This window comes from Pseudomonas sp. CFSAN084952 (assembly GCF_009648855.1).
In the GTDB taxonomy this organism is placed as follows: domain Bacteria; phylum Pseudomonadota; class Gammaproteobacteria; order Pseudomonadales; family Pseudomonadaceae; genus Aquipseudomonas; species Aquipseudomonas paracarnis.
On record NZ_CP045767.1, the window covers coordinates 5,348,728 to 5,374,465 of the forward strand.

Sequence of the window (25,738 nt, forward strand, 5' to 3'; positions counted from 1 at the left end):
GCCCGTACGGGCCATTGAATGCAAAGGAGCTGCGCATGCCCAATGACACTGTCAACAATCACCGTCCACCTACCACCTATGAACTGCTGACCCAGTTAACCAGTGGCCCCACTATCCGCGAAGTGGCCGCAACGGCATTGCGCTCAGCTATCAAGGCGCTATATCCCACGCTGGATATCGAACCCGACCTGGCCATGGTCGTCAGCCCTCAATGGGTGGTGGTCGGCAACGACGTCGTGCGTGCGCCGGCCACTGTCGAATCGCTCACCTCAGTGCTGGCCCGCCAGGCACTGTCCAGCGAGAGAGTGACCTATATCGACGGCCAACATTTCCTCACCTTGCAGCCGTACGCTCTGATTCCTGTGCATCTGGCAGTGAAAATCGATGCCATCGCACGCCTGATCAACGAGCTATCCGACCTGCTGTTCACTGCATTCCAGGAACAGCAACTGGACTTCTGGAACGCGTCCAATGGCACCACCGGTCCGCGCTGGCAATCCTTATCCAGCACACTGAGGAAGGTGTGGAACATCACCGAAGAGCAAGGCCTGAGTGAGCACGAAAGCGCGATGGCACGTGCATTTTTCCAGGAACCCGACCTGGCCAGACGCTCGCTGAAAGACCCTTACAAGACCCACGCGTACCTGGTCGACGTGGACATTCTTGAAGCCGGCCGGTCCACCCATGCCAGCTTCCTGGATATCACCGTATTGGTGGGCGAGCACGCCAATCGCCCGATGATCCTGACGCACTCGTTGGTGAGCGGGTATGAAACGTTCGAGTCACTGGCACAATTGGGTGCCGCGCTGCCTGCGCGAATGAGTGCGCCCGCCAGCGACGCCACCTTGCAATGGCGCTTGTATGAACCCGACGGCAACTTCTTCGATACGCTGGCCTGCAATCTGATCTCGTTGCAAATCTACGCCATAGGCAGTTATGGCGAATCCGGCCTGGGTAACCTGGCCGAAGCAAAGGTGCCCGCGACCACGGTTGCCCGCATCGTGCCCAGTATCGAAGAAATGAGCGATCACCAGCTGTCGAATATCCGCGATATTCACCGACAACTTCCAGACTGGCTGGCTTCGGCAACGGACTCCGATATCGCCGCCTACGGCCGCTATATGATCAACCTGGCCCAACTGCACAGCCATTATCACGGCGAAACGTTTCAGGACGGCATTCCAGCCATTCGTGACTACGCCCGGACACAGCTGCAAAACCTTATCCGCTCCCCCCAAGCGGGGGCGCGCCTGAACCTGGATAACATCGAAATCGTTATCGAGAGCCCAGTGCTGTGGGGCACGTTTATCGTCCCCGGAGCCGTGGACACCACACGACGCAGCCTGATCGACCTGGCCTTGGAAAACCTCACCGGCCTGCCCACCGGCAACGTGACAGTGCACTACAACGGTAGGGGCGGTGACGTGCCCGCATGGCTGACCTACAGCTACCTGAAAGACGTGATCGAGGACATCGACATCGGTCAGCGCTACCCCGCGCTGGTCAAACAGCAACTGCTCGATGACACCACCCAGTCGAGTCACCGCCAACAGCTCTACATCCGCCACCTGCAGATTCAACTGCCGTTGCTGGCCCTGCAGATGAAAATCCGCAGCCAGGGCGGCTTCGATGAGCTGGGTTATCGCTACGTCGCCGCCGTCATGCATCCCGATGAACATGCGCGCCGTGTCGACGGGCACCCCATTGTCATCCGCCGCCTGGCCTTCGTGCCCAGTCTGCGCCCCGGGCCTGAGCAAGACGTGGTCACCAATATGTTCGTGATTGGCCCGAAGCATTCCGGCAACGGTCCCTGCGTACTCTATCGGCCATTGCTGGAGCCGGCCCTGATGCAATTTGCGTCGCGGCAAAACCTGCTCTATGCCATCAAACATGAGCGCTCCTTGCGCGAGTCGGTGTTGGCCTGGCTACCTGAACCGCAAAGATTCAACTACGCCCAATACGTTTTCCCCGACACCCTTCCTTCGCCCTGGACCGTGGTGCGCGCACTGGTCGAACCGCTCACCGTGCTGTACATGAGTGGCCCGGTGACGTTGAGCGATGAAGAAATGGGCAATGACATTTTTGCCACGCTGTTCAAGGCCAACGCCAATGCCATGGTCGAGTTGGCGACACGCCAGTCGGTGTCCAACGTACAGAAACGCTGGGCGACCTTTCGACAGGCCGGCTGGCAAATTTTCAACGCCGCCCTGCCCTTCCTGGGCCGCACCCTTGGCATCGCCGCTTGGGTCTGGCAAATCATGGACGACCTGCAGGCCGCTGAGGAGGCCGTGAACAAGAGTGACCAGCCCGCCTCCTGGACAGCGTTGGTGGATGTCTTCCTCAACCTCGGCATGGCCCTAACGCTGCACATCGCCCTGCGCCACCCTCGAGCGTCCAAGCGATCCGCTTCCCCCAGGGTCGGCACTGAACCCACGAAAACGACGATTGAAACGGTAGGCAGGCCGTCCGTTACCGAGAAGACATTTACTTCAGTCCAACAGGCCACTATTTCCGACAGCCAACTTTCAGCCAAGCATCAAGGCCCCGTGCACACTCGCGGAGCCCTCAGTCACAGCCGCCTCGGACTGGCCAAGACGCTCGACAGCTTCAAGGTCGCCAAGCCCGAAAAACTCGGTGAACAAAATAAAAACCCCGGTCACCATCTCAATCTCTATCCGCTTGCAGATAAGTGGTACGCACCGGTCAGCGAGCGTTGGTTCGAGGTCACGGTGGATGACAACGACAGCGTCGTCATCATCGACCCGAAGGAACCTTCGCGTACCGGCCCACCGCTGATCGGCAACCTCGCGGGGCAATGGTTTGTCGATGTCCGTTTGCGGCTACGCGGCGGCGGTCTTCGAAACCGGCGGCGTGCGGTCAAGATCGATCAGCCGGCGCGCATTGCGGCACTTATGACTCAACTCAACGCCTTCGACGCGGTCGCCGCCCGCCAACAGCTGGACGTGCTTGAGGCAAAGCCTGCGCTGGACGCTGCCCCTGGCCCGTCCACGGACCTGCGACGTACAACGTTCATCGGTAAAGTCGACAGCCGGCTGGCGGCGTATGACGAAGCGATCAGCCAACTGAAGTCCTTGAGCATCATCGACACGGTGCCCACCTACCAGAGCACTATGAGCGGTTACGTGAAACAGCAATTGCAACTGACTCAGATCGCTTTGGAGCAACAAGTGGTGAGTTATAGGGAGGCCCTGAAGTCGTCGTCCCCAATCCTCGACGCCGAGGTGGACATCGACTATAAAAACCAGGCTCGCAGCGCCCAAGACCTGTCCACCCTGAACCAGGCAATCATCAAGCGCCTGCAGTTCATCAACGACCGTTTCAACGATCTCAGAGCATTGGGAGATGAGGGTGCAGCCGTCATTCGTAAAACCATCGGGGAGTTGCCACAGCTGACCCTCACTGAACTCAAATCCCTGGAGATCATCCTGGGCCGCTACTTGTGTATCGATGAAGAGCAACGCCAGATCCCCGCCACGCTGCGCGAGCGGATGGGCCAGATCGTCGATAGCGCCGAACTGAACGTCGAGAGTTTCAATGAGATTGTGGAACGCGGTAATGGCGCATCGCTGGATGAGCGCATCGATGTACTCAACAGCCTGGTAGAGCAATTTTCCAGTGCCGACCAGCGCCTGCTCGATCTTCACGCCGATTACCCACAACACTTGCACAAAAGCCGCCTGGAAAGTTTCCGCCAACAGATTGGCGAGTTCAGCCAAAGGGCCGTGCACGACCTGGCGCAATTGCTGCGAACGAAGAAAGCCCTGGAGCCCAAGCCCGGCAGCTCGAAGACCGAGCCCCGCCCGCGGCGCAAAGTAATCAAAACACGCCATCACGGCTTGGTAATGGGTGAACCGCGTGAAACCGACAGTTCCCTGGTAGACGTCAGGGCCGGCATGACCGGCAAGGTGATCGCCACATTCCATGAAAAGTCGCCAGGGGTGTGGGTCACACGGCACAAAACTGCGCTGCACCCACCCGTGCCTGTTTCGGTGGACCTGGACACCAGCATCAACGCTGGGCAAACGCTATTGGAGGGCGAACACGCCGAAATTCGCAAATACAAGGGTTTCTCAACAAAGCCCTGGCATGCTCCGCAAGACATTCAAGATATGTTCGATGACTATGCGAAGACGCTGGAAGACGCGTCAAAGAACATCGAAGAAGCGCTGACCCAGCGCAATCTCACAGAAAGCGAACATACCTCCGCTGCTGTGACCAATCGTCATCTCAAAGACGCGGCACAACGTTTCTATCGGCAGGGCAAAGAAACCTACATCGACATGATCAAGCGCCAGCCCCCAACCGCGGAACGGGTGAACTGGCTGCACAGCCAGGGGCTGATCACCATCGTCAAGGTCATCACTCGGCGTGCCCTCAAGGGGCCCAGAAAGGACTTTCTGGACGAGTACGAGATTCGCGATAACGAGAATGGCACGGCGCTGTGGTACGCGCACTTTCACTATGAAACCAAGAACGCTGCATTGGAGAATTTCACCAAGGATCATCTCAAGACCCGCGAACAACATCGGCTCGGCGGCGCCCACCAACGTACCGGGCCCAGTGACTGGGACATCATAGAAATCCACCGCCGCAGTATCGGTGAGCAACTGGCCAAGTCGCTGTTCTTCAAGAACTGATCGGCTACGCCTTCCACGCTTGACGCAAACGCGCCAGCGCCTGCGCAATGGCCGCCTCCGGCACGGCGGCAAACCCCATCACCAGGCCAGCATGCTGGTCCGGTGGCGGGCGTGTGCCAGCCAGCCAATAGCTGCTCAAACCATTGATCTCGACATCCACTGCACGGGCCTGAGCGAGCAACGCCTGCTCCCGGGCCAGGCTGTCCACCCGCACCGTGATGTGCAAACCCGCCGCGGCATTTGGCAACGCGCCGACCCCGGGCAACCCGGTGGGCCATCCGGCCAACAACGCATTGCGCCGGCTGAGCGCGGCGCGACGCATCCGACGAATGTGGCGCTGGAAGTGCCCCGCCGCCATGAACTCGGCCATCACCGCCTGGGTGCTGACTTCGGAGTGACGCACGTCCACGGCGCGGCGCCGGGTGAAGGCTTGCACCAGGCCCGGTGGCAACACCAGATAACCCAGGCGCAACGCCGGGAACGCCACCTTGCCGAAGGTGCCCACATACAGCACGCGGCCACTGCGATCCAGCGCGGCCAACGGTGACAGCGGCGCGCCGCTGTAGCGGTACTCGCCGTCGTAATCGTCTTCCACGATCCAACCGCCTGAACGTTCGGCCCAGGCCAGCAATTCCAGGCGCCGAGCCAGGCTCATCACCACGCCCAGCGGGTACTGATGGGAAGGCGTGACATACGCCACGCGGCAATCATTGAGGGTACTGAGCACCTGGCAATCCATGCCCTCGCCGTCGACCGGCACGCCATGCAGTCGCCCGCCGGCCAAAGCGAATGCATGGCCGGCCGCGCGATAGCCAGGGTTTTCCACCGCCACGCCATCCCCAGGCTCCACCAGCAACTGTGCACAAAGGCTAATGGCCTGCTGTGCGCCGCTGGTGATCACAATTTGTTCAGCCGTGCATTGCATGCCGCGCGAGCTGCGCAGGTACGCGGCGATCAAACCGCGCAGGCGACCGTCACCGGCCGGGTCGCCATAGCACAGCTGTTCCAGGTCGGGTTTGCGCCAGAACGCCCCATTCAGCTTGGCCCATACCTCAAACGGGAACAGATCGAAGGCGGGTACGCCCACGCGAAATGCCCGGGGCGGTCCCAACGGCGGCTGAGGCAGATGATGGTCTTTTACCCGTGCCAAACCGGCGCTGTGGATAACTTCGTCATCTAAATCCTCGGGCAAATTCGCCCATTTTGTGGATAAGCCTGGGGATAAGCCTGTTGACAACCCTGTGGATACTTTTGTGGATAGTTTTTCGGCCATCGGCAATTGGGCAACATAGGTGCCATCACCGACCCGGCTTTCGATAAACCCCTCCGCGTACAGCTGATCGTAGGCGCGCACCACGCTGTTGCGGGAAATCGACAAGGCCGCCGCCAGATCACGGGTAGCGGGCAGCCGCGTGCCACTGACCAATCGCCCATCCAATACCCGCTGGCGCAGGGCCTCATACAGCTGGCGCGTGAGGCCCTGGCGGCGGTCCAGCTCGATACCGGCGGGGTTGAAGGACAACGGTGGCGAAACAGGCGGCATATTGGACCTATAAAAATAGCGCTAGATGGCTCTTACAACGAACCAATAGCCTGCCTAGGATGCAGGCATTCGCCAAGGAAAATCTCCATGTACACACCCCGCGCCTTTGCTCTCAATGACTTGCCCGAAATCCAGCAACTGATCCAGCACACCCGTCTGGCGCAGTTGGTAACCGTGGGTGAAAACGGCCTGCAAGCCAGCCACTTGCCCTTGCTGCTCAACCCCGATGAAGGGCCCAATGGCACGCTGTACGGTCACTTGGCCAAAGCCAACCCGCAATGGCGCGAGCTGCAAAATGGCGGTGAAGCGCTGGTGATCTTCGCCGGTGCCGACGCCTATATCAGCCCGGCGTTTTACCCCGCCAAGGCCGAGCACGGCAAAGTGGTCCCGACCTGGAACTACATCGCCGTGCACGCCTATGGCACGCCTGCGGTATTCAGCGACGCCGAGCGCTTGCTCAAGGTGGTCACCGCCCTCACCGACCGCCATGAAAGCGGCCGCGCCCAACCCTGGCGTGTCAGCGACGCACCGGCGGACTACATTGACGGCATGCTCAAGGCCATCGTCGGCTTTGCCCTGCCGATCAAGCGCCTGGTGGGCAAACGCAAGCTCAGCCAGAACCGCAGCGCCGCCGACATGGCCGGTGTGCGTGACGGCCTGGCCGCCAGTGCCGATGTACGTGACCAGACCCTCGCCCGCTTTATTCCCCAAGGAGTTTCAGAATGAGCTTGATCGACATTCGCCAGGTTACAGCCGCCGACCAAGCCGCCTGGCTGCCGCTGTGGCAGGCCTACTTGGCGTTCTACAACACCGAACTGCCGGACGCCGTCAGCCAAAGCACCTGGCAACGCCTGATCGACCCCCGCGAGCCGACCCATTCGGCACTGGCCTGGCAGGACGGCAAGGCGGTGGGCATGGTCAACTTCATCTACCATCGCTCCAACTGGAGCATCGAGAACTCCTGCTACCTGCAGGATTTGCTGGTGGACCCGACCCAACGTGGCACGGGCGTAGGTCGCAAGCTGATCGAATTCGTCTACGCCACCGCCAAGGCCGATGGCTGCTGCAAAGTGCACTGGTTGACCCACGAGACCAACGCCACCGCGATCCAACTCTACGAGCGCATCGCCGAACGCCCAGGCTTCATCCAATTTCGCAAAGGTCTTTAAGGAGCACAGCATGATCACTTCCCTCGCTGATTGGAAAGGCGTCCCGGCGCCGACTGCGCAACTGCTTGAAGGGCGTTTTATCCACCTGGAAAAGCTCGACCCGGCGCGCCATGCCGATCAACTGTGGCAAGCCCTTGAAGGCCCAGGGGCCGACCCGAAGCTGTGGGATTACTTGCCCTACGGCCCGTTCACCGAGCGCAGTGCCTTCGACGCCTGGTTGAACAACCACGCCGCCCACAGCGACCCGTACTTTTTCAGCGTGATCGACCGCGCAACGGGCCAGGTTAAGGGCATCCTCAGCCTGATGTCCATCGTCCCGGCGCAAGGCCGTATCGAAATCGGCCACGTCACCTTCGGCGCACCGATGCAGCGCTCGCCGAAAAGCACCGAAGCGGTGTACCTGCTGGCCAAATATGCGTTCGAGCAGGGCTACCGTCGGCTGGAGTGGAAGTGCAACAACGGCAACGCGCGGTCCAAGTACGCAGCCGAGCGCTTGGGGTTCAGTTTTGAAGGGGTGTTCCGCCAGCACATGGTGGTCAAAGGGCAGAACCGCGATACGGCGTGGTATTCGATCCTGGATTCGGAATGGCCGAAGGTCGGTGCCGGGTTTGAGGCGTGGTTGTCGCAGGCGAACCAGAGTGGGTCGGGCCAGTTGAAGACACTCACAGAGTGTCGGGGTTAATACTCACATGTGTGGGAGCTGGCTTGCCTGCGATACAGACACCTCGGTGTATCAGGCAAAACCAGTTGATGCCATCGCAGGCAAGCCAGCTCCCACAGGTTTGACTAGCGGTGAATCAGTCGGTCAGGCGCTGCGCCAGCACCGCAATATGCTCCGGTCCGATGCCGCAGCATCCACCCAGATGGCTAGCGCCGCGCGCTTGCCAATCGGCCGCCCATTGCAAGTAGCCGGGTGGGTCGAGGTCATCGCGCAACGGGTCCAGGCCATCGTTGGCCGTGGCTTCCTTGGGTTGCGGCGGGAAAGCGTTGGCGTAGGCGCCGATCTGAATCGCTACACCCAAACGGTCGAAGGTCTGGCGGGCAGCGTCAATCGCCGCGCCGATCACTTCCGGCTGGCTGCAGTTGAACAGCAATACCTGCACCCCCAGTTGCGCCGCCGCCTCGGCTGCGTCCGCCACCGGTTCGCCGGAGCGCAGGCGCGGCACCTCGTCGGTGTCTTCGTCTTTCAAGGTAAACGACAGCCAGAACGGCTTGCCATCCTTAGGCAGCCCGGCATGGATCGCCCGTGCTTCAGCGATTGAGCTCTGGGTTTCCGCCAGCCACAGATCGACATGCGGGGCCAGGCCGTTCACCAAGGGGGTGAGCAACTCACTGACGCGCTCGGCCTGGAACAGATCTGGGCGATAAGAGCCAAATAGTGGCGGCAGTGAGCCGGCTACCTGCACGGCTTTACCGGAGGCCTGCACCGCCCGTCGCGCCAACTCACCGGCCAGGGCGGCGAGCGCCTGCCCTTCTTGGGCGAACCGCGCTTCGCCGATATGGAACGGCACCACCGCGTAACTGTTGCTGGTGATCACATTGGCGCCGCTGTCGATGTAGGCCGCGTGCACCGCCTCCACCGCTTGCGGCGCTTCGCTCAAGGCCAGTGCCGACCATTCCGGCTGACGGAACGGCGCCCCACGGCGTTGCAGTTCACGGCCCATGCCACCATCGAGAATTACTGTGCTTACTGCGCCCATATGCTTTTTACTCATATGCTTATGAAAATAACTCACTATGAGAGTCGTTCTTATAACTATTTAATGCGTACCGTTCGGTTAATAACAACCTCTTTTTTATTCAGGTGTTCGATTTTGAAATTCAGACCGCTGTTGGCCCTGGGCCTGACGATGTTGGCTGCTTCAACCCAAGCCTTTGGCGGTGCCACGCTGGATCGTGTCGAGCAGAAGAAAGAGCTGGTCGGCGTGCTGATGGAAAGCTATCCACCGTTTTCATTTCTCAATGACCAGAACCAGCTCGACGGTTTCGACGTGGACGTGGCCAAGGCCGTGGCGCAAAAACTGGGCGTGAAGTTGCGCCTGGAAACTCCGTCCTGGGACGTGATCGCCGCCGGCCGCTGGAGCGGGCGCTACGACATCTGCATCTGTTCCATGACCCCAAGCAAGGCACGCGCCGAGGTGTTCGACTTCCCGGTGGAGTACTACGCTTCGCCCGCCGTGATCGTGGTCAATGCCAAGGACGACCGCATCCACGACGCCCGGGACCTGACCGGCAAAAAAGTCGGCCTCACCAGCGCCTCGAGCTACGAAAGCTACCTGAACAAGAACCTGGTGATCGAAGGCGCCGAAGACACGCAGTTGCAGTACCCGTTCGAGGAGGTGCAGATCGCCCCGTACGACACCGACAACGTGGCGTTCCAGGATCTGGGCCTGGGCGCTGGCGTGCGCCTGGATGCGATCCTCACCAACCTGGTCACCGCGCAGCCGCGCCTGACCCAGGACAAGCGTTTCAAGCTCGCCGGTGCGCCGCTGTACTCGGAGCCCAACTCGGTGGCCATCGAGAAAGGCGACCCGCAGTGGGACAGCAAAGTGCGTGAGGTCTTCGCCCAGCTCAAGCAGGACGGCACCTTGAGCGCGCTGTCGCAAAAATGGATCGGCGCCGATATAAGCCGATGAGTTTTCGCCTACGGCTTTACCTGACCTGGGCGGCGCTGTTCGCCCTGTTTGCGAGTTTTTTCCTGAGCTTTGACCTGAAGTTCTCGATCATCCTCGACAAGCTGCCCAACCTGGTCGGCCTGCACCTTGCGCCCAACGGCTTCCTGCAAGGTGCGGCGCTGACGCTGTTTTTGTGCCTGTGCGCCATTGTCGCGTCGTCGGTGCTGGGCTTTATCACCGCGTTGGGGCGCCTGTCCAAAAGTGCCGTGGCGTTCGGCATCGCCAGTTTCTACGCCTCGTTCTTTCGCGGCACGCCGCTGCTGATCCAGATCCTGTTGATCTACCTGGGCCTGCCGCAATTGGGGCTGGTGCCAGGCGCCATCGTCGCCGGGATCATCGCGTTGTCACTGAATTACGGCGCCTACCTGAGCGAGATTTTCCGGGCCGGCATCCTCGGCGTGCCCCACGGCCAACGCGAGGCTGCGCTGGCCCTGGGCATGCGCGACAGGGCGATCTTCTGGCACGTGACCCTGCCCCAGGCCATGCGCACCATCATCCCGCCGGCCACCAACCAGTTCATCTCGATGCTCAAGGATTCGTCGCTGATCTCGGTGATGGGCGTGTGGGAAGTGATGTTTCTGGCACAGTCCTATGGCCGCTCGAGCTACCGCTATATCGAGATGCTCACGACGGCGGCGATCATTTATTGGGTGATGTCCCTGGGGCTCGAATTGATCCAGGCGCGGATGGAGCGGCATTTCGGCAAGGGCTACGTGCGGCGCGGTTGACGGTCAGGGCCTGTTGCGCCGCACCTTGACCACGCCCATCTGCAAACCGAAGGGCCGAAACACGGCATTCAGCGATTTCAGGGTTGGGTTGCCATCGCCATGTTCGATATGCACCAGGGTACGCACCGAAATTTTGCACATTCTGGCGAACTGGCTTTGGTGCAGGCCGGTCACTTCGATGCGCAGGCGGCGTACGGCGGAGCCCAGCTCGAGCGAGCCACCGGCCAAGCCTTGTTCGACGCTGTCGATCAACAACGCACGAGCATCCATGCTAATCGTCATCTCAACCCCCACTGCCTGAGACGCAGGTCCAGTTTCCCTAATGGGATGCTTGGGTGATTCAAGGTCACAGCGGGCACGCCACTGGCCACCAGAAGATCCGGTAATGCACGCAGGTGCTCGGCTGTTTGTCGCAGGCGTTCAAAGCTTTGCTCGGGGTCGACGAGGTCGGCCAGAGCCTCGCATACCGCTCGCCAATTGATATCCCCGGCGATTTCCAAGGGTTTGGGCCATTTGGTGGTTCGAGTGACGGCTTCAGCGTCCATTACCATGGGTGCCAAATCATAAATGGGGGCCAGGCGCAGCGCCTTGGGCTCGCGGATGATCGATGTATTGCGGCCGTGGTTATCCGAATTACCCAGCACTTTATTCAGCAAATCCCGGCGCAGGTACTCTGCGACCAGATCTGCGACGTGGTCCTCTTGTCCCACTGCTCGCCATTGATCGACCAACAGCCTCACCACCTCCAGATGATCCATGTAGCTGCCAGGGGTGGTCACACCGGCCAAGGAATAGATCGACTCGACGGCCAGCCGTTCAACACCGCCCTCACCCAGCCTGCGATCAAAACGATGCATCCACAGGCTGGGTTTTGTCGCCTCTTCCAGCGCCAGCCCTTGGGTGGCGACCGTTTCGATGCCAAGAGACTCAAGCGCCCGGTAATAGTGGTACTCACTTCGCAGGATATCTTGATCAGTCTGCGTAGCCTGGTTGCGCGCGAACTTGATGAACCAGTGCTGAGCGACGTCAGCGTCATTCAGGATCGCGTCTGGATACAGCAAGCCATCTACGCCTTGGGTCATCAACAATTTCGGTGCCTCGCCCCCTGCTCCGGTAGCACCGCCGATGGCAGCACCTTGTTCATAGGCATATTCCAGGAAACGGCTATCGCGACTGACGACCTCATGTCGTGCAAACCCCATCGGGGTTTCACCGCCCAGGGCTTGGATGGACTCCTTGATCCGCATGTTGCCAATCGGCGCCGGCGTACTGCGCCCCAGCAAGAACAAGTCGTCATCGATGGCCTGGGGTTTCTCACGACCAAGACGCTGCATCAAAAAGCGCTTGGCCGCGCCGGCTGGCGCGATATCGTGCAAAAAAGCGGGGGCTGACTTGAGCACCGTAACGTCCCAATCCAGCGGGAACCGGGCACTGGCCGCGTAGCAAAAAGGCTGCTGGATCTCTTCGAGGTGATCGGCCAGATAATCCTGGCGGTAATGAAACCTGCAGGGCCCGACAAAACCCCGTTGCGGTTCAGGAAATTCAAGCCGCATAGCATCATGCCAGTGCCCGGCGGTGAAAATTTGCAGCGTCAAAGAGTAAGCGGTGTCTTTCTGCAATTTAGTGCACCTGCTAAGCAGTGATGAGAGCAATACATGCAATATAGTGCATTTTTCACTCATAGAGTGTCTTTATATATGCATTAAAATGCAGATATGGAGGGGAAAGACCTGGAGATATGCAATTTAATGCATACGACTTGACCGTCATCACTGCGACACATTTCTGCAACGACCTTGCGCTATACCAGTCGACTCGCTTGCCATAACAAGGTCGCCCAGCATGCCCCCGTGTCCACAACGCCTCGCGCTCGCCATCACCCTGTTGGCCAGCGGCGGTTTCATTGAAGCAGCCGCAGCCAAGACCCTGCAGATCGACACGCCTACGACACAGGGGCAAACCCTGGGTGGCAGTGATACGTTGACCACGTCGGCGCCTGGCAGCATTACAACCTCCGGGGTGGCGGTGACGCTCAAGGACGGCACCCGCGGTGCGGGGGTGGTGGTGACTAACGCGGGCAAGCTGGTCTCCAGTGGCGGTCGGGGTATCGACAGTTCGGGGAACGTCAGCGGGGAGCGCAGGTACAGCATTTACAACCTTGCCGGTGGGGTGATTCAAGGTGCCAATGATGCGTTGCGCATCAACAGTAACGTTGTCAGCGGCAGCGTGCTGATCGACAACAGCGGCACCCTTCGCTCGGCCACCGGCCAAGGGCTGGACCTGGATGCGCTGCGCAGCAGCAACGTCACCACCACGATCATCAACCGTGCCGGTGGCTTGATTCGCGGGGAGGCCAGCGACGGCATGAAGACTGGCGCCAACGCCTCTATCACTAACTACGGTGAGATCTCCACCGGCAACACCTTCTCCCGCGATGACAAGTTCGATGGCGTGGACATCGACTCCGCCAGCGGCGTGACGGTGACCAACTATGGCCTGATTTCCGGTGGCCGCCATGGCATCACCACGGACGAGGGCGCCACGCTGACCAACTACGGCACGGTGATCGGCCGCAACGGCTCGGGCTTTGGTTCCGATGGCGACGGCACTGTGATCAACCACGGCACCATCACCGGCGCGTTCTCCGGGCTGCAACCGGATGGCGACGGTGACGGCGTGGACATCGACAAGATCGCCCATATCGAAAACTACGGCGTCATCCAGGGTGTCGGCGCCGGGGGTGTCGACAAGAACGGCTTTGCCAACGGCAGCGAAGGGATCGCCCTGGGCGGTGGCTCTCTCTACAACGCCAAAGGCGCGTTGGTCAGTGGTGCCAACAATGCCATCCTGGTGGACGACGGGAGCGACGGGCCGGGGCTCGCGGCCACCACCCTGGAGAACCACGGCACGATTCAAGGCTTGGATGGCTTTGGCGTGAAGTTCGTCGGCAACTACGCCGACACGGTTATCAATAGCGGCACGATCAGCGGCAGTAATGGCCTGGCCCTGGATTTGGGCGGCGGCGATGACCAACTGATCTTGCGCAACGGCAGCCGCTTTATCGGCTCGGTGGACGGCGGTAGCGGTTACGACCGACTGACCCTGGACGACGTCGCAGGGGGCAATTTTGGCGACAGCCGCAACCTTGAATGGCTGGAGGTCAAGCAAGGTACCTGGACGTTGACCGGCCAGGGTGATTTCAGCGACGGCGGCAAGATTTCCACCGGTGCCAAGCTGGTCAACCAAGGCGGGATTACCGGTAACGTGACGGTCGACACAGGCGGTGTGTATGCCGGCGGCGGCTCGGTGGGCAGCCTGGTGGTGAACGGCACCCTGCAGACCAACACCGCGTTGGGCACCGCCACCATCAACCGCGACTTGCGCATGGGCAGCGGCTCGATCCTGGCCTATGGCGTCAACGCCGACGGCAGCAGCGCGCCGATCAAGGTCGGCGGCACCGCTTACCTCAATGGCGCGACCCTGGCGGTCAACCCCGGCGAAGGCACCTACCCCTGGCAAAGCCATTACAGCGTGCTGCAAGCCGGCAGCATCAATGGCACGTTTGGCAAGGTCACCAGCGACTACGCCTTCCTGACCCCAACCCTGGATTACAGCGCCACTCAGGTCGGCCTTACATACACCCGTAACGACATCGCCTTCAACCAATTCGCCAGCACCGGCAATGGCGCCAGCGCCGCCAACAGCCTGGCAGGCCTGGGCACGAACAACCCGCTGTACAACGCCCTGCTCAATACCACCAGCGCCACAGCCGGGGCAGCCATCGAGCAACTGGCGGGCAGTAGCACCGCCAACCTCACCAGCGCCACCCTCAATGCCAGTGCGCAAGTGGGCCACAGCATGCTCGCCGCCATGCACCAGGTGGGTGGCGGTGCGGGACTGCTGGTGGGGCTCAATGACCAAGATACGCCGGTACTGGCCGCCACCGGCGTGCCCGCCGAGGTGCGCAACCTCAATGACCCGAACGCGCGCGGCCGCCTGTGGCTGCAAGGCATCGGCAGCTACGGCAAGCTCGATGGCGAGCACGGCAGTAACGGCTTGACCCAACGCACCAAAGGTACAGTGCTCGGCGCCGATTGGGCGCTGGATAGTGACTGGCGCCTGGGTGTGCTGGGCGGTTACTCCAAGACCGACCTGGACACCACCGGTGTGGACGGCAGCGTCGACAGCTGGCACGCCGGCGTCTATGCCCTGCGCCAGAGCGGCCCACTGGCCTTGCGCCTGGGTGCGGCCTACAGCGGGCATCAGGGCGACAGTAAACGCACGGTGGCCTTCAACGGTTTTAACGACCGCCCCAAGGGCGACTATGACGCCAACAGCCAGCAGGCTTTCGCTGAACTGGGCTACGCCATGGGTAGTGGCCGCTTGAGCGCAGAACCGTTCGCCAACCTCGGCTACCAGCGCTACCAACGCGACGGCTATAACGAAAAAGGCGGCGCCGCTGCGTTGCATGTCGAGGGCCAGACCCAGGACAACTTCAGCAGCACCTTCGGCCTTCGCCTGGCGCACCTGAGCCAGCTGGACAACGGCGTCAGCCTCACACCTCGTGCCAGCGTTGGCTGGAAGCACACCTATGGCGATGTCGACAGCACCACACGCCAGGCTTTCCTGGCCGGTGGCACCGTCTTCAATGTGCAAGGCAGTGCGCTGGATCGGGACAGCCTGTTGCTCGAAGCGGGCCTGGACGTCGGCTTATCCGTCCGTCATCGCCTGGGCCTGGGCTATACCGGCGAAGTGGGTAGCAACAGCCGCAACCATGCGCTGACCGGCCAATGGCAGATGAGTTTTTAATCGCACCGTACTAGAGACAACTCCCGCAAAACGGTGGTCGATAGCCTGACAGTTATCCCCCCGCACCTCGCCTAAATTCCCGGCCTCATTCATCAGAGGTTGGGAATTCATGCCCTTTACACTTCAAAGAACCGCAATCGTCATCGGCCTGGCAGTGGCCGCGAGTTTTCAGCCCGCCCACGCGCGAGGCGATATCGAATACAAGCCCTATGAGAACCATCCCTACGACGCCACCGACTATAGCGGGGCGTTTATACCCAAGTTCGAAGCGCCGCCCATTCCACCGCCCTTCGACGGATTCCTCACCCAGCAGGCCACTTCGCACAACGGCCTGCAGGTCGCCAAGGTGCTGGAGCCGGCAGTGATTCAACTGGTGGCCTCCGGCGAGTTGGACTCGGAAGACCTCAAGGAGCTGCAAAAATCACTTGAGCAATTGAGCAAGCAACCCGGAGGGATCGGCGCAGCCCTTGAGCAACTGGCCGCCAGCCAAAACGCCAACCTGGCCACCGCAACCCAGGCCACCACCCAGCACCTGAGCCGCCAATTGCTCGCCACCCTGCGCACACTGCCTACTGACGACGACGGCCACTTCTGGGTGCAAGGCCTGGGCAACGGCGGCAGCCTAGACGCACAACACGGCAGCGCCGGCTTGAAGCACGATACCCAAGGCCTGTTGCTGGGCGCCGACTGGGCGCTCGACCATGCCTGGCGGGTGGGTGTCATGGGCGCCAAGACCTCCAGCCACTTCGATGCCCCGCGTTATGCCGCCAACCTGGACAGCTGGCACTTGGGCGGCTACGCCGTGCGCCAGGACGGCCCCTTCGCCCTGCGCCTGGGGGCGATCTACAGCAACCATGCCGGGCAGAACAAACGCAGCGTCAGCCTGCTCAATTACCACGACTCGCTCAAAAGCAAATACAACGCCAGCAGCCAGACACTGTTCTCCGAACTCGGCTATCAATTGGGCAGCGGTGATTCCACTGTCGAACCCTTCGTCGGCCTCGGCTACCAACGCTATCAGCGCGACCGTTTCAAAGAGAGCGGCGGCGTAACCGCATTGAACGTCGGCCCACAAACCCAGCGAAACTTGAACAGCACCTTTGGCCTGCGCCTGGCAACGCTGTATCGCTTCGACAACAACATGAGCCTCACGCCTCACCTAAGTACGAGCTGGAAGCACCTGTATGGCGACGTCAATAGCCAGGTCCGCCAAACCTCGCGCTATGCGCCAGGCCTGATCGACGGTTACACCATCACTGGCACCGCCCTGGACCGCGATAGCTTTGACTTGCAAGCAGGCCTGGACCTTGCCTTGTCCACCCAACACAGCGTCGGCCTGACCTATACCAGCCAAGCCGGCAACCATGGCCACGACCAAGGCCTGATGGGCCAGTGGAAAATGAGCTTCTAAGCCCGGGAACGCCTGAATTTCAGGCGAAAAAAAAGGGGAGCACCTGCCCCCCCCGAGGATTAAACGTCAGTCTCGAAGGCTGTGATCAGCCTTCGATCTCAATCAGGATTTCGCCAGGATTCACCCGGTCGCCCTTGGCCACATGTACAGCGCTCACCTTGCCGGCAATCGCTGCCTGCACTTCGGTTTCCATCTTCATGGCTTCGGTAATCAGCACGGCCTGGCCGGCCTTGACCACGTCGCCGACCTTGACCAGCACATCGACGATATTGCCCGGCATCGCCGTGCTGACATGGCCCGGTTCGGTGGCATGCTTGCGCTTGCTGCCGCCGCTGCTGACAAACTCGTTGAGCGGTTCGAACACCACTTCTTCCGGCATGCCGTCGATGGACAGGTAGAAGTGACGCTTGCCTTCGGCCTTCACGCCGACACCGGTGATATCCACGCGGTAGCTTTCGCCGTGCACGTCGATAACGAATTCGGTCGGTACGCCTTCGCCGCCAGCACGGGCCACGCCGCCCGCTTCAGGGATCGGCAACAGCACTTCAGGAGCCAAGGTGCCGGCGTCGCGCTCTTCGAGGAACTTGCGCCCGATGTCCGGGAACATGGCGTAGGTCAGCACGTCTTCTTCGGACTTGGCCAATGCGCCGATTTCACCGCGCAGCTTGGTCATTTCCGGCTTGAGCAAATCCGCCGGGCGCACGTCGATCACGTCTTCGCTGCCGATGGCCTGGCGGCGCAGTTTTTCGTTCACCGTGCCAGGCGCCTTGCCGTAACCGCCTTGCAGATAGAGCTTCACTTCGTTGGTGATGGTCTTGTAGCGCTCACCGGCCAGCACGTTGAAGAACGCCTGGGTACCGACGATCTGCGAGGTCGGCGTTACCAGCGGCGGGAAGCCAAGGTCTTCACGCACTCGTGGAATCTCGGCCAACACTTCACTCATGCGGTTAAGAGCGCCCTGCTCTTTGAGCTGGTTGGCCAGGTTGGAGATCATCCCGCCCGGCACCTGGTTGACTTGCACACGGGTGTCGACGGCGGTGAATTCGCTCTCGAACTGGTGGTACTTCTTGCGCACGGCGTAGAAGTACAGGCCGATCTCTTGCAGCAGTTCCAGGTCGAGGCCGGTGTCGAACTCGCTGCCTTTAAGGGCCGCTACCATCGATTCGGTGCCCGGATGGCTGGTGCCCCAGGCAAAGCTGGAGATGGCCGTGTCGATATGGTCGGCACCGTTTTCGATGGCCTTGAGTTGGCACATCGCGGCCAGGCCGGCGGTGTCGTGGGAGTGGATGAAGATCGGCAGGTTCTGTTCGGCTTTGAGTGCCTTGACGAGTTCGCCAGTGGCGTAGGGCGTGAGCAGGCCAGCCATGTCCTTGATCGCGATGGAGTCGCAGCCCATGGCTTCCAATTGCTTGGCCTGGGCCACGAACGCTTCCACGGTATGCACTGGGCTGGTGGTGTAGGCGATGGTGCCTTGTGCATGTTTGCCAGCGGCCTTGACCGCTTCAATGGCCACGCGCAGGTTACGCACATCGTTCATCGCATCGAAAATGCGGAACACGTCGATACCGTTGACCGCCGCCTTGGCCACGAAGGCCTTGACCACGTCGTCGCTGTAATGGCGGTAGCCCAGCAGGTTCTGGCCGCGCAGCAGCATTTGCAGGCGCGTGTTGGGCAGTGCGGCGCGCAGTTGGCGCAGGCGCTCCCACGGGTCTTCCTTGAGGAAGCGCACACAGGCGTCGAAGGTTGCGCCGCCCCAGACTTCCAGGGACCAGTAGCCGACTTTGTCGAGCTTGTCGCAGATCGGCAGCATGTCGTCGGTGCGCATGCGGGTGGCCAGCAACGATTGGTGGGCGTCGCGCAGGATGGTGTCGGTTACGAAGATCTTCTTGCTCATTGTTATATTCCTCACAGGCCTGCGTGGGCGGCGATGGCGGCGGCGATGGCCAGGGCCAGCTCTTCGGGTTTGCGCTTGATCGAGTAGTTGGTCAGCTCAGGGTGGCTTTCCACAAAGCTTGTATTGAACTGGCCGCTACGGAATTCCGGGTTGCGCAAGATTTCCTGGTAGTAGGCGGCGGTCGTCTTCACGCCTTGCAGGCGCATGTCGTCCAGGGCACGCAGGCCGCGGTCCATGGCTTCTTCCCAGGTCAACGCCCACACCACCAGTTTCAGGCACATGGAGTCGTAGAACGGCGGGATGGTGTAACCGGTGTAGATCGCCGTGTCAGTCCGCACGCCGGGACCGCCGGGGGCGTAGTAACGGGTGATCTTGCCGAAGCTTGGGAGGAAGTTGTTCTTCGGGTCTTCGGCGTTGATACGAAACTGCAACGCGAAACCCCGGTGCTGGATGTCTTCCTGCTTGACCGACAACGGCAGGCCGGAGGCGATGCGGATTTGCTCGCGAACGATATCGATGCCGGTGATTTCTTCGGTGATGGTGTGTTCCACCTGCACCCGCGTGTTCATCTCCATGAAGTACACCTCGCCCTCGGCGAGCAGGAACTCCACGGTACCGGCGTTCTCGTAGCCCACAGCCTTGGCCGCGCGCACCGACAGGTCGCCGATGTAGGCGCGCTGTTCGGGGGTCAGCTGTGGGCTGGGGGCAATTTCGATCAGCTTCTGGTTGCGACGCTGGATCGAGCAATCACGCTCGAACAGGTGCACCACGTTGCCAAAGCTGTCACCGAGGATCTGCGCCTCGATGTGCTTGGGATTGACGATGCATTTTTCCAGGAACACTTCCGCCGAACCGAAGGCCTTGGTGGCTTCGGAAATCACGCGGGGGAAGGCTTGCTCGAGTTCTTCGCGACTGTTGCAACGACGAATGCCACGGCCGCCACCACCGGAGGTGGCCTTGAGCATCACCGGGTAACCGATACGGTCGCCTTCGGTGAGGGCTTCATGGATGTCGGCAACGTTGCCTTCGGTGCCCGGCGTGACTGGCACACCGGCCTTGATCATGCTGCGGCGCGCTTCGGTCTTGTCGCCCATGCGGCGAATCACTTCTGCCGACGGGCCGATGAACTTGATGCCGCGCTCGGCACAGATATCTGCCAATTCGGCGTTTTCCGACAGGAAGCCGTAGCCGGGGTGTAGCGCATCGCAGCCGGTTTCCACCGCCAGGTTCACCAGCTTGCGCGGGTTCAGGTAACCGGCCAGTGGCTCGGCACCGATGCTGTGGGCTTCGTCGGCACGCTTGACGTGCAACGCGTGGCGGTCGGCGTCCGAATAAACCGCGACCGAGCGAATGCCCATCTCGGCGCAGGCACGCACGATTCGTACGGCAATTTCACCACGGTTGGCGATCAGGATCTTTTTTATCACTTGGAAATTCCCTTGAGCCGATTGCTGCGTTCTTCGACCCGCTTGAGGCGGGTCGGCGCGTGACCAAATGTTTCATGACAGTCGCGAGACACACACTATGCGCACAGGAGAATTAACAAAAATCAATAATTATTGGGTTGTGTATAAGTAAAGACTTATAGTTGGCCGAACGACCGAAGAGCCAAGGGCTTATAAAATGCGTAAGTCATTGATGCGTATGACATTGCGTCAATTGCAGATCTTCAATGAAGTGTGTGATTTGCGTTCCTACAGCCGTGCCGCCGAGGAAATGTCACTCACCCAACCGGCGGTCAGCCTGCAAATTCGCCAGCTGGAAGAACTGGTCGGCCAGCCGCTGTTCGACTATGTCGGCAAAAAACTCTACATGACCGAGGCCGCCGAAGCCTTGCAACGGGCCAGCCGCGATATTTTCGGGCGCCTGGAAAACCTCGATATGCAGCTGTCGGACATGCAGGGTTCACTGCAAGGCCAACTGAAACTGGCGGTGGAGTCCAGCGCCAAGTATTTCGTGCCGCACCTGTTCGCCGCCTTCAAGCGCCAGCATCCGGAAGTGCAATTGCAGCTCACGGTGGTCAACCGTGCCCAGGTAATCCGCCGGCTCTCGGACAACCGTGATGACCTGGTGATCATGTCCATGGTGCCCCAGGACATGGGCCTGGAGTTCCTGCCGTTTCTCAACAACCCGATTGTGGCCGTGGCATTGCCGGATCATCCCTTGAGCCTGCAAGGGCCGCTGCGCCTGCAAGACCTGGAGCCTTATACCCTGCTCATCCGCGAACCGGGCTCTGGCACGCGGCTGGCCTGCGAAGAATACTTCAAGGAAAAACGCGTGCACTTCACCCAAACGGTAGAGGTGGCCTCGGCGGAGGCGCAGCGTGAGTGTGTGGCGGCAGGGTTGGGCGTGGCCCTGCTGACGCGCCACGCCTTGAACCTGGAGCTGGCCACCGGCGGGCTCAAGGAGCTGCCGGTGGAAGAACTGCCGCTGTACCGCAGTTGGTGCCTGGTGCAGGCCAAGGCTAAACGCCTGTCACCGGTGGCCCATGCGTTCCTGGGCTTTATTCGCAGCGAACGGGTGCAGATCAGCGCGTTGGCTGAGCGTTTCGCTGGGCAGCCACGGGTGCCTGCCAATGCAGTTCCGGGTAGTCACTGATGCTCTGGAGCAACTGGCGCTCCTCGCAACGGTCTTCGATGGCGCGACGGAACGCCATGCGGCGCTGGTCTTCCTGCTGACGACGGGTCTTGACGGTGCTGTTGCTGTCTTCGTAGGGCCGGGTCATTTGGAGTCTCCCAATGCGAGTACGGGGAGTACAGGATGGGCGCGGGGGATGACGGTTTGGCGGCGCGGGGGTTACAGGATGATGAATCTTGCGAAGCTGGCGCAAATCCATGTGGGAGCTGGCTTGCCTGCGATGGCGGTGTATCAGGCAATGAAGAGGGTAACTGGCAGACCGCTATCGCAGGCAAGCCAGCTCCCACAGACCCTCAGTCGTCGAGGGCTTTGACGGATTTTGGCGAGAGGCGAAGGCTGCGCAAACTGCGCTTCACGCTCTTGAGGTGGTTGACCAGGCTCGGGCCACGGGCCATGGCCACGCCCATCGCCAACACGTCGATGACCACCAGGTGGGCAATGCGCGAGGTCAGCGGCGTGTAGATTTCGGTGTCTTCATGCACGTCGATCGCCAGGTTCACCGTGGAGAGCTCCGCCAATGGCGTCTGGCTTGGGCACAGGGTGATCAACGACGCACCGCTCTCACGCACCAGGTTGGCGGTGATCAGCAGGTCTTTGGAACGACCTGATTGGGAAATGCAGATGGCCACGTCTGTGGGCTTCAAGGTCACCGCCGACATCGCCTGCATGTGCGGGTCGCTGTAGGCCGCGGCGGTCAGCAGCAGGCGGAAGAACTTGTGCTGGGCATCGGCCGCCACCGCGCCGGACGCACCGAAGCCGTAGAACTCGACGCGCTGGGCCTGGGACATCGCGGTCACGGCCTTTTGCAGCTCCACCGGGTCGAGCTTCTCGCGCACTTCCATCAAGGTGTGCAAGGTGGTGTCAAAGATTTTCAGGCTGTAGTCGGCGACGGAGTCGTCTTCATGGATTGCAAACTGGCCGAAGCTCGCACCAGCAGCCAGGCTTTGCGCCAGCTTGAGTTTCAGATCCTGAAACCCGGAGCACCCAATGGCGCGACAGAAGCGCACGATGGTCGGCTCACTGATGCCCACGCTGTGGGCCAGGTCGGCCATGGAACTGTGCATCACGGCCGCAGGGTCAAGCAGCACATGATCGGCAACCTTGAGTTCCGATTTGCGTAACAGGTGGCGCGACTGGGCGATATGTTGCAACAGGTTCAAAGGGCAGGACTCTTGTTATTGGCAGGCGCCAGGGATGTAGCAAGCTTGTAGTTATACTACAAGAATTGTCGTTTTGCCCGTGTGATGCATCACTAAATCGCCCTACTCCCCCCTGATTCAGCGGGCAGGCGCTATGTAGCCATAAAGGCGGCCTACGCTGCGCTAAGAAAAATCTGCATTTTTACGTAACAAATCTGCCAGCCCCTCGGCCCGCATGGGCGGGCTGATCAGGTAACCCTGTACCTCGTCACACTGCTCGCCGCGCAGGAAATCCAGCTGCTGCTGATCCTCCACGCCTTCGGCCACTACCTTGAGCGCCAACCCGTGAGCCATGGCGATGATCGCACGGGTGATCGCCGCATCTTCGCGTCCCTGACCAAGCCCGCGAATAAAGGCCTGGTCGATCTTTACGTAGTCCACCGGGATGCGTTTGAGGTAGCTGAGGGATGAGTAACCGGTGCCAAAGTCGTCGATGGCCAGCTTCACCCCCAGGTCACGCAGTTGCTGGAAGGTGGCGATGATGTGTTCAACGCTGTCGAGCAACTGGCTTTCGGTCAGTTCCAGCTCCAGGTATTGCGGGTCCAGTGCGGTTTCTTCCAGCACTTGGCGTACCAGGCTGACCAGCTTGCCCTGGCGCAGCTGATGCACCGACAAGTTGACCGACACGCGAATCGGCGCCAGCCCCTGACGCTGCCATTCGCAGGCCTGCCAGCAGGCCTGGCGCAGCACAAACTCGCCCAACGGCACGATCAAGCCGGTTTCTTCCGCCAAACCGATAAAGTCGCTCGGCGGCACCATGCCCCACTGCGGATGCTCCCAGCGGACCAACGCCTCGGCAGCCTTCAGCTTTCCCGTCGCCAGGCACAGCTTGGGTTGGTAAAACACCGTGAGCTGACGCTCGTCGATGGCTTTGCGCAGGTGGTTTTCCAGCTGCAAACGCTCCAGGGTGCTGGCTTGCAGGCTGTCGGTGAAGAACTGGAAATTATTCCCGCCCAAATGCTTGGCGTGCTGCATCGCCATATTCGCCTGGCTGACCAGTGCAGAAATTTCCCGTGCGTTATCCGGCAACAGGCTGACGCCCATCGAGGCGCTGACCACCAGTTCATGCCCCTCCACATTCACCGGCACGCGCAATTTCGCCAGCAGCCGGGTCGCCACCCGCGCCAGGCTCGATAGGTTGCCATAGGCGTCAAACAACACGGCGAATTCATCACCGGACAGGCGCGCAATGGTGTCGGCCTCCGGCAGCGCGTTGATCAAGCGTCGCGCCATTTTCTGCAGCAGTTGGTCGGCCACTTCATGGCCCAGGCTGTCATTAAGCAATTTGAAGCGGTCGAGGTTGATATGCAGCAGCGCAAGGCTGCGACCGCCTTGGCGCACGCGCTGGTGAGCCTCGCGCAGCCGTTCGCGAAACAGCGAACGGTTGGCCAGGCCCGTCAACTCGTCGTAGTGGGTGAGGTAGCGCATGCGCTCCTCCGACTCGCGCCGGGCGGACAGATCGGCGAAGAAGCCTACGATATGACTGACGTTTCCCCGCACATCGCGCACCACGTTCAGTTGTAGCCACTGCGGGTACAGTTCGCCGTTCTTGCGCGTCTCCACCAATTCGCCCTGCCAGGTGCCATGGCTGAGCAATGCCTGGCGGATCAGCGGGAAGTGGCGCCGCGCATCGCGACTGCAGGGCAGTTCCACGACGTTGCGGCCAAGCATGTCGTCGATGTCAAAGCCGGTGACGCGGCTGAACGCCTGGTTCACGGCGATCAGCGCGTAGTTCGGGTCGAGGATCACAATGCCTTCGCTGGCCGCCTCGAACACCGTCGAAGCCAGGCGTTGCTGCTCTTCTACGGCCTTGCTGGCACTGATATCGCGACGCGTGCCCAGCATACGGATAACGCGGCCACTGGGCGTGCGCTCCACGGCGCGCCCGCGGTCTTCGATCCACACCCAATGCCCATCGCCATGACGTATCCGGTATTCCACCTGATAGTCCTCGCTGCGACCCTTGAGGTGCTCTACCAGCGCGTGCTTGAGCAGTGGCAGATCGTCGGGGTGCAAGCGCGGTTTGAGGTGGCTGAGCATCGCCGTGACGTATTCGGGCTCCAGGCCAAACAACTCCTTGAGTTGCGTGTGGTGGACCTCGTCGGTTTGCAGGTTCCAGTCCCACAGGCCCAGTTCACTGGCTTGCAGGGCCATGGCCAGGCGCGCTTCGCTTTTACTCAAGGCGAGGCTGGCAGCATCCAATTGCTGGCTGCGTTGCGCCACACGGTCTTGCAAGCCGACTTGGGCTTCACGCAAGTTCTGCTCCACCTCGCGGCGCTGCTCGACTTCGCGCACCAGGTCTTGGTTCAACTGCTCACTGCGTTGCTGCGCCTGCTGTAAATGCTCGATCAGGGCCTGGTTCTGGAAACGGCGCAACAACCCGCGCTGGATCAGGCGGTTGACCTGCCACGCCACCAGGCTCAGGGACGCCAGCAGGATCAGCCCGAGCACGCCCCAGCCTTGTTGCTGCGGTGTGCCATTCCAGAACAGGTAGACGATGGCCGGCACCAGGCACGGCAAGGCAAACGACAGGTAGGCCCAAAAGCTCACGGCATAGGCAACGCTGGCCGACAAGGTGGCGGCGCCGATCAGGCCAAACACCCAGGCTTGATGCATGAAACTGTCCGTGGGCACCAGGGCAATGGCCGCAGCCGAGAGGGTCAGGCCACTGACCGCCGAGCCGAGCATGAACATACGGCGCCACACGGGCTGGGCCTGCCGGCTGGGCATGGCCGAGTCAAAGGCCGCTACTTGAATCACGCGCATCGCCACCAGGGCCAGCAGCCAGAGCAGCCAGACGCTGTCCAGCAGGTATTGATTGGGGTTCCACAGCAACCAGGCGCAGACCAGGCCGTTGACCAGCATCAGCAGCGTCGGCAGCAACGAGCCCTGATAGAGCAGGCGCGTGCGCTCAACCGCGATTTGGGTTGCATAGTGTTTACGGATGACCTGTGCTGGGGCCGGCGAGGGGCCAAACAGGTCGGTGCTAAGGGTCATAGGCGGTGTTCTTATAAT

General features: G+C 60.9%; 18 protein-coding genes. 9 read left to right on the forward strand and 9 right to left on the reverse strand.

What is annotated here, in order from left to right:
* Positions 1–35: 35 nt before the first annotated feature.
* Positions 36–4,658 (forward strand): dermonecrotic toxin domain-containing protein, encoded by a 4,623-nt coding sequence (locus GH769_RS24435; RefSeq protein ID WP_032901871.1) that lies wholly within the window; start codon positions 36–38, stop codon positions 4,656–4,658.
* A gap of 4 nt (positions 4,659–4,662) precedes the next feature.
* On the opposite strand, the gene GH769_RS24440 is transcribed toward GH769_RS24435, so the two are convergent.
* Entirely contained in the window at positions 4,663–6,201 is a 1,539-nt protein-coding gene (locus GH769_RS24440; RefSeq protein WP_019818147.1) for a PLP-dependent aminotransferase family protein, read from the reverse strand.
* An 87-nt stretch (positions 6,202–6,288) separates the two neighbouring features.
* On the opposite strand from GH769_RS24440, the gene GH769_RS24445 reads away from it, so the two are divergent.
* Genes GH769_RS24445 through GH769_RS24455 form a run of 3 tightly spaced genes read left to right on the forward strand, consistent with a single transcriptional unit; the run spans position 6,289 to position 8,052 of the window.
* A complete protein-coding gene (locus GH769_RS24445; protein ID WP_032901869.1) occupies positions 6,289–6,927 on the forward strand; it encodes an FMN-binding negative transcriptional regulator in 639 nt (212 codons plus the stop codon).
* Positions 6,924–7,370 carry a GNAT family N-acetyltransferase gene (locus tag GH769_RS24450; protein ID WP_014720543.1) on the forward strand — a complete coding sequence of 149 codons (447 nt, stop codon included), beginning with the start codon at positions 6,924–6,926 and terminating at the stop codon, positions 7,368–7,370. Before GH769_RS24445 ends, GH769_RS24450 begins: the two co-directional genes overlap by 4 nt.
* Before the next feature lie 10 nt (positions 7,371–7,380).
* Complete coding sequence (locus GH769_RS24455; protein WP_153649899.1) at positions 7,381–8,052, forward strand: GNAT family N-acetyltransferase; 672 nt, start codon at positions 7,381–7,383, stop codon at positions 8,050–8,052.
* 115 nt (positions 8,053–8,167) lie between these two features.
* On the opposite strand, the gene GH769_RS24460 is transcribed toward GH769_RS24455, so the two are convergent.
* Positions 8,168–9,070: a homocysteine S-methyltransferase family protein gene (locus GH769_RS24460; protein WP_014720545.1), complete on the reverse strand. Its 903-nt coding sequence runs from the start codon at positions 9,068–9,070 to the stop codon at positions 8,168–8,170.
* 114 nt (positions 9,071–9,184) lie between these two features.
* Between GH769_RS24460 and GH769_RS24465 the strand changes: the two genes are divergently transcribed.
* Positions 9,185–10,006, forward strand: coding sequence for an ABC transporter substrate-binding protein (locus tag GH769_RS24465; RefSeq protein ID WP_020302822.1), 822 nt, complete (start codon positions 9,185–9,187; stop codon positions 10,004–10,006).
* Entirely contained in the window at positions 10,003–10,773 is a 771-nt protein-coding gene (locus GH769_RS24470) for an amino acid ABC transporter permease (protein ID WP_014720547.1), read from the forward strand. The genes GH769_RS24465 and GH769_RS24470 overlap by 4 nt, the downstream gene beginning before the upstream one ends.
* A 3-nt stretch (positions 10,774–10,776) precedes the next feature.
* Here GH769_RS24470 and GH769_RS24475 read toward each other — a convergent pair whose 3' ends face one another.
* Together GH769_RS24475 and GH769_RS24480 are read right to left on the reverse strand one after the other, a co-directional pair.
* Positions 10,777–11,055, reverse strand: a complete 279-nt coding sequence (locus GH769_RS24475) for a helix-turn-helix domain-containing protein (protein ID WP_014720548.1) — start codon at positions 11,053–11,055, stop codon at positions 10,777–10,779.
* A complete protein-coding gene (locus GH769_RS24480) occupies positions 11,052–12,392 on the reverse strand; it encodes a type II toxin-antitoxin system HipA family toxin (RefSeq protein WP_020302821.1) in 1,341 nt (446 codons plus the stop codon). Before GH769_RS24480 ends, GH769_RS24475 begins: the two co-directional genes overlap by 4 nt.
* Positions 12,393–12,615: 223 nt before the next feature.
* Between GH769_RS24480 and GH769_RS24485 the strand changes: the two genes are divergently transcribed.
* Positions 12,616–15,582 (forward strand): autotransporter domain-containing protein, encoded by a 2,967-nt coding sequence (locus GH769_RS24485; RefSeq protein WP_020302820.1) that lies wholly within the window; start codon positions 12,616–12,618, stop codon positions 15,580–15,582.
* Positions 15,583–15,691: 109 nt separating this feature from the next.
* Positions 15,692–16,993: an autotransporter domain-containing protein gene (locus tag GH769_RS24490; protein WP_032901867.1), complete on the forward strand. Its 1,302-nt coding sequence runs from the start codon at positions 15,692–15,694 to the stop codon at positions 16,991–16,993.
* An 85-nt stretch (positions 16,994–17,078) separates the two neighbouring features.
* On the opposite strand, the gene oadA is transcribed toward GH769_RS24490, so the two are convergent.
* Together oadA and GH769_RS24500 are read right to left on the reverse strand one after the other, a co-directional pair.
* Complete coding sequence (oadA, locus tag GH769_RS24495) at positions 17,079–18,887, reverse strand: sodium-extruding oxaloacetate decarboxylase subunit alpha (RefSeq protein ID WP_003195730.1); 1,809 nt, start codon at positions 18,885–18,887, stop codon at positions 17,079–17,081.
* Positions 18,888–18,898: 11 nt separating this feature from the next.
* Positions 18,899–20,314: an acetyl-CoA carboxylase biotin carboxylase subunit gene (locus tag GH769_RS24500; RefSeq protein ID WP_003195732.1), complete on the reverse strand. Its 1,416-nt coding sequence runs from the start codon at positions 20,312–20,314 to the stop codon at positions 18,899–18,901.
* A 196-nt stretch (positions 20,315–20,510) separates the two neighbouring features.
* Between GH769_RS24500 and GH769_RS24505 the strand changes: the two genes are divergently transcribed.
* Entirely contained in the window at positions 20,511–21,485 is a 975-nt protein-coding gene (locus GH769_RS24505; RefSeq protein ID WP_014720552.1) for a LysR family transcriptional regulator, read from the forward strand.
* Here GH769_RS24505 and GH769_RS24510 read toward each other — a convergent pair.
* The 3 genes from GH769_RS24510 to GH769_RS24520 all read right to left on the reverse strand — a co-directional run bounded on the left by GH769_RS24510 (position 21,415) and on the right by GH769_RS24520 (position 25,720).
* Positions 21,415–21,612, reverse strand: a complete 198-nt coding sequence (locus GH769_RS24510; protein ID WP_020302818.1) for a PA3496 family putative envelope integrity protein — start codon at positions 21,610–21,612, stop codon at positions 21,415–21,417. The two genes, GH769_RS24505 and GH769_RS24510, sit on opposite strands and share 71 nt — an antisense overlap.
* Before the next feature lie 205 nt (positions 21,613–21,817).
* Positions 21,818–22,684, reverse strand: a complete 867-nt coding sequence (gene hexR, locus GH769_RS24515; RefSeq protein ID WP_003177007.1) for a transcriptional regulator HexR — start codon at positions 22,682–22,684, stop codon at positions 21,818–21,820.
* Between the two features lie 162 nt (positions 22,685–22,846).
* On the reverse strand, positions 22,847–25,720 hold the full coding sequence (locus GH769_RS24520; protein WP_014720553.1) for a bifunctional diguanylate cyclase/phosphodiesterase: 2,874 nt from the start codon (positions 25,718–25,720) through the stop codon (positions 22,847–22,849).
* Positions 25,721–25,738 lie beyond the last annotated feature (18 nt).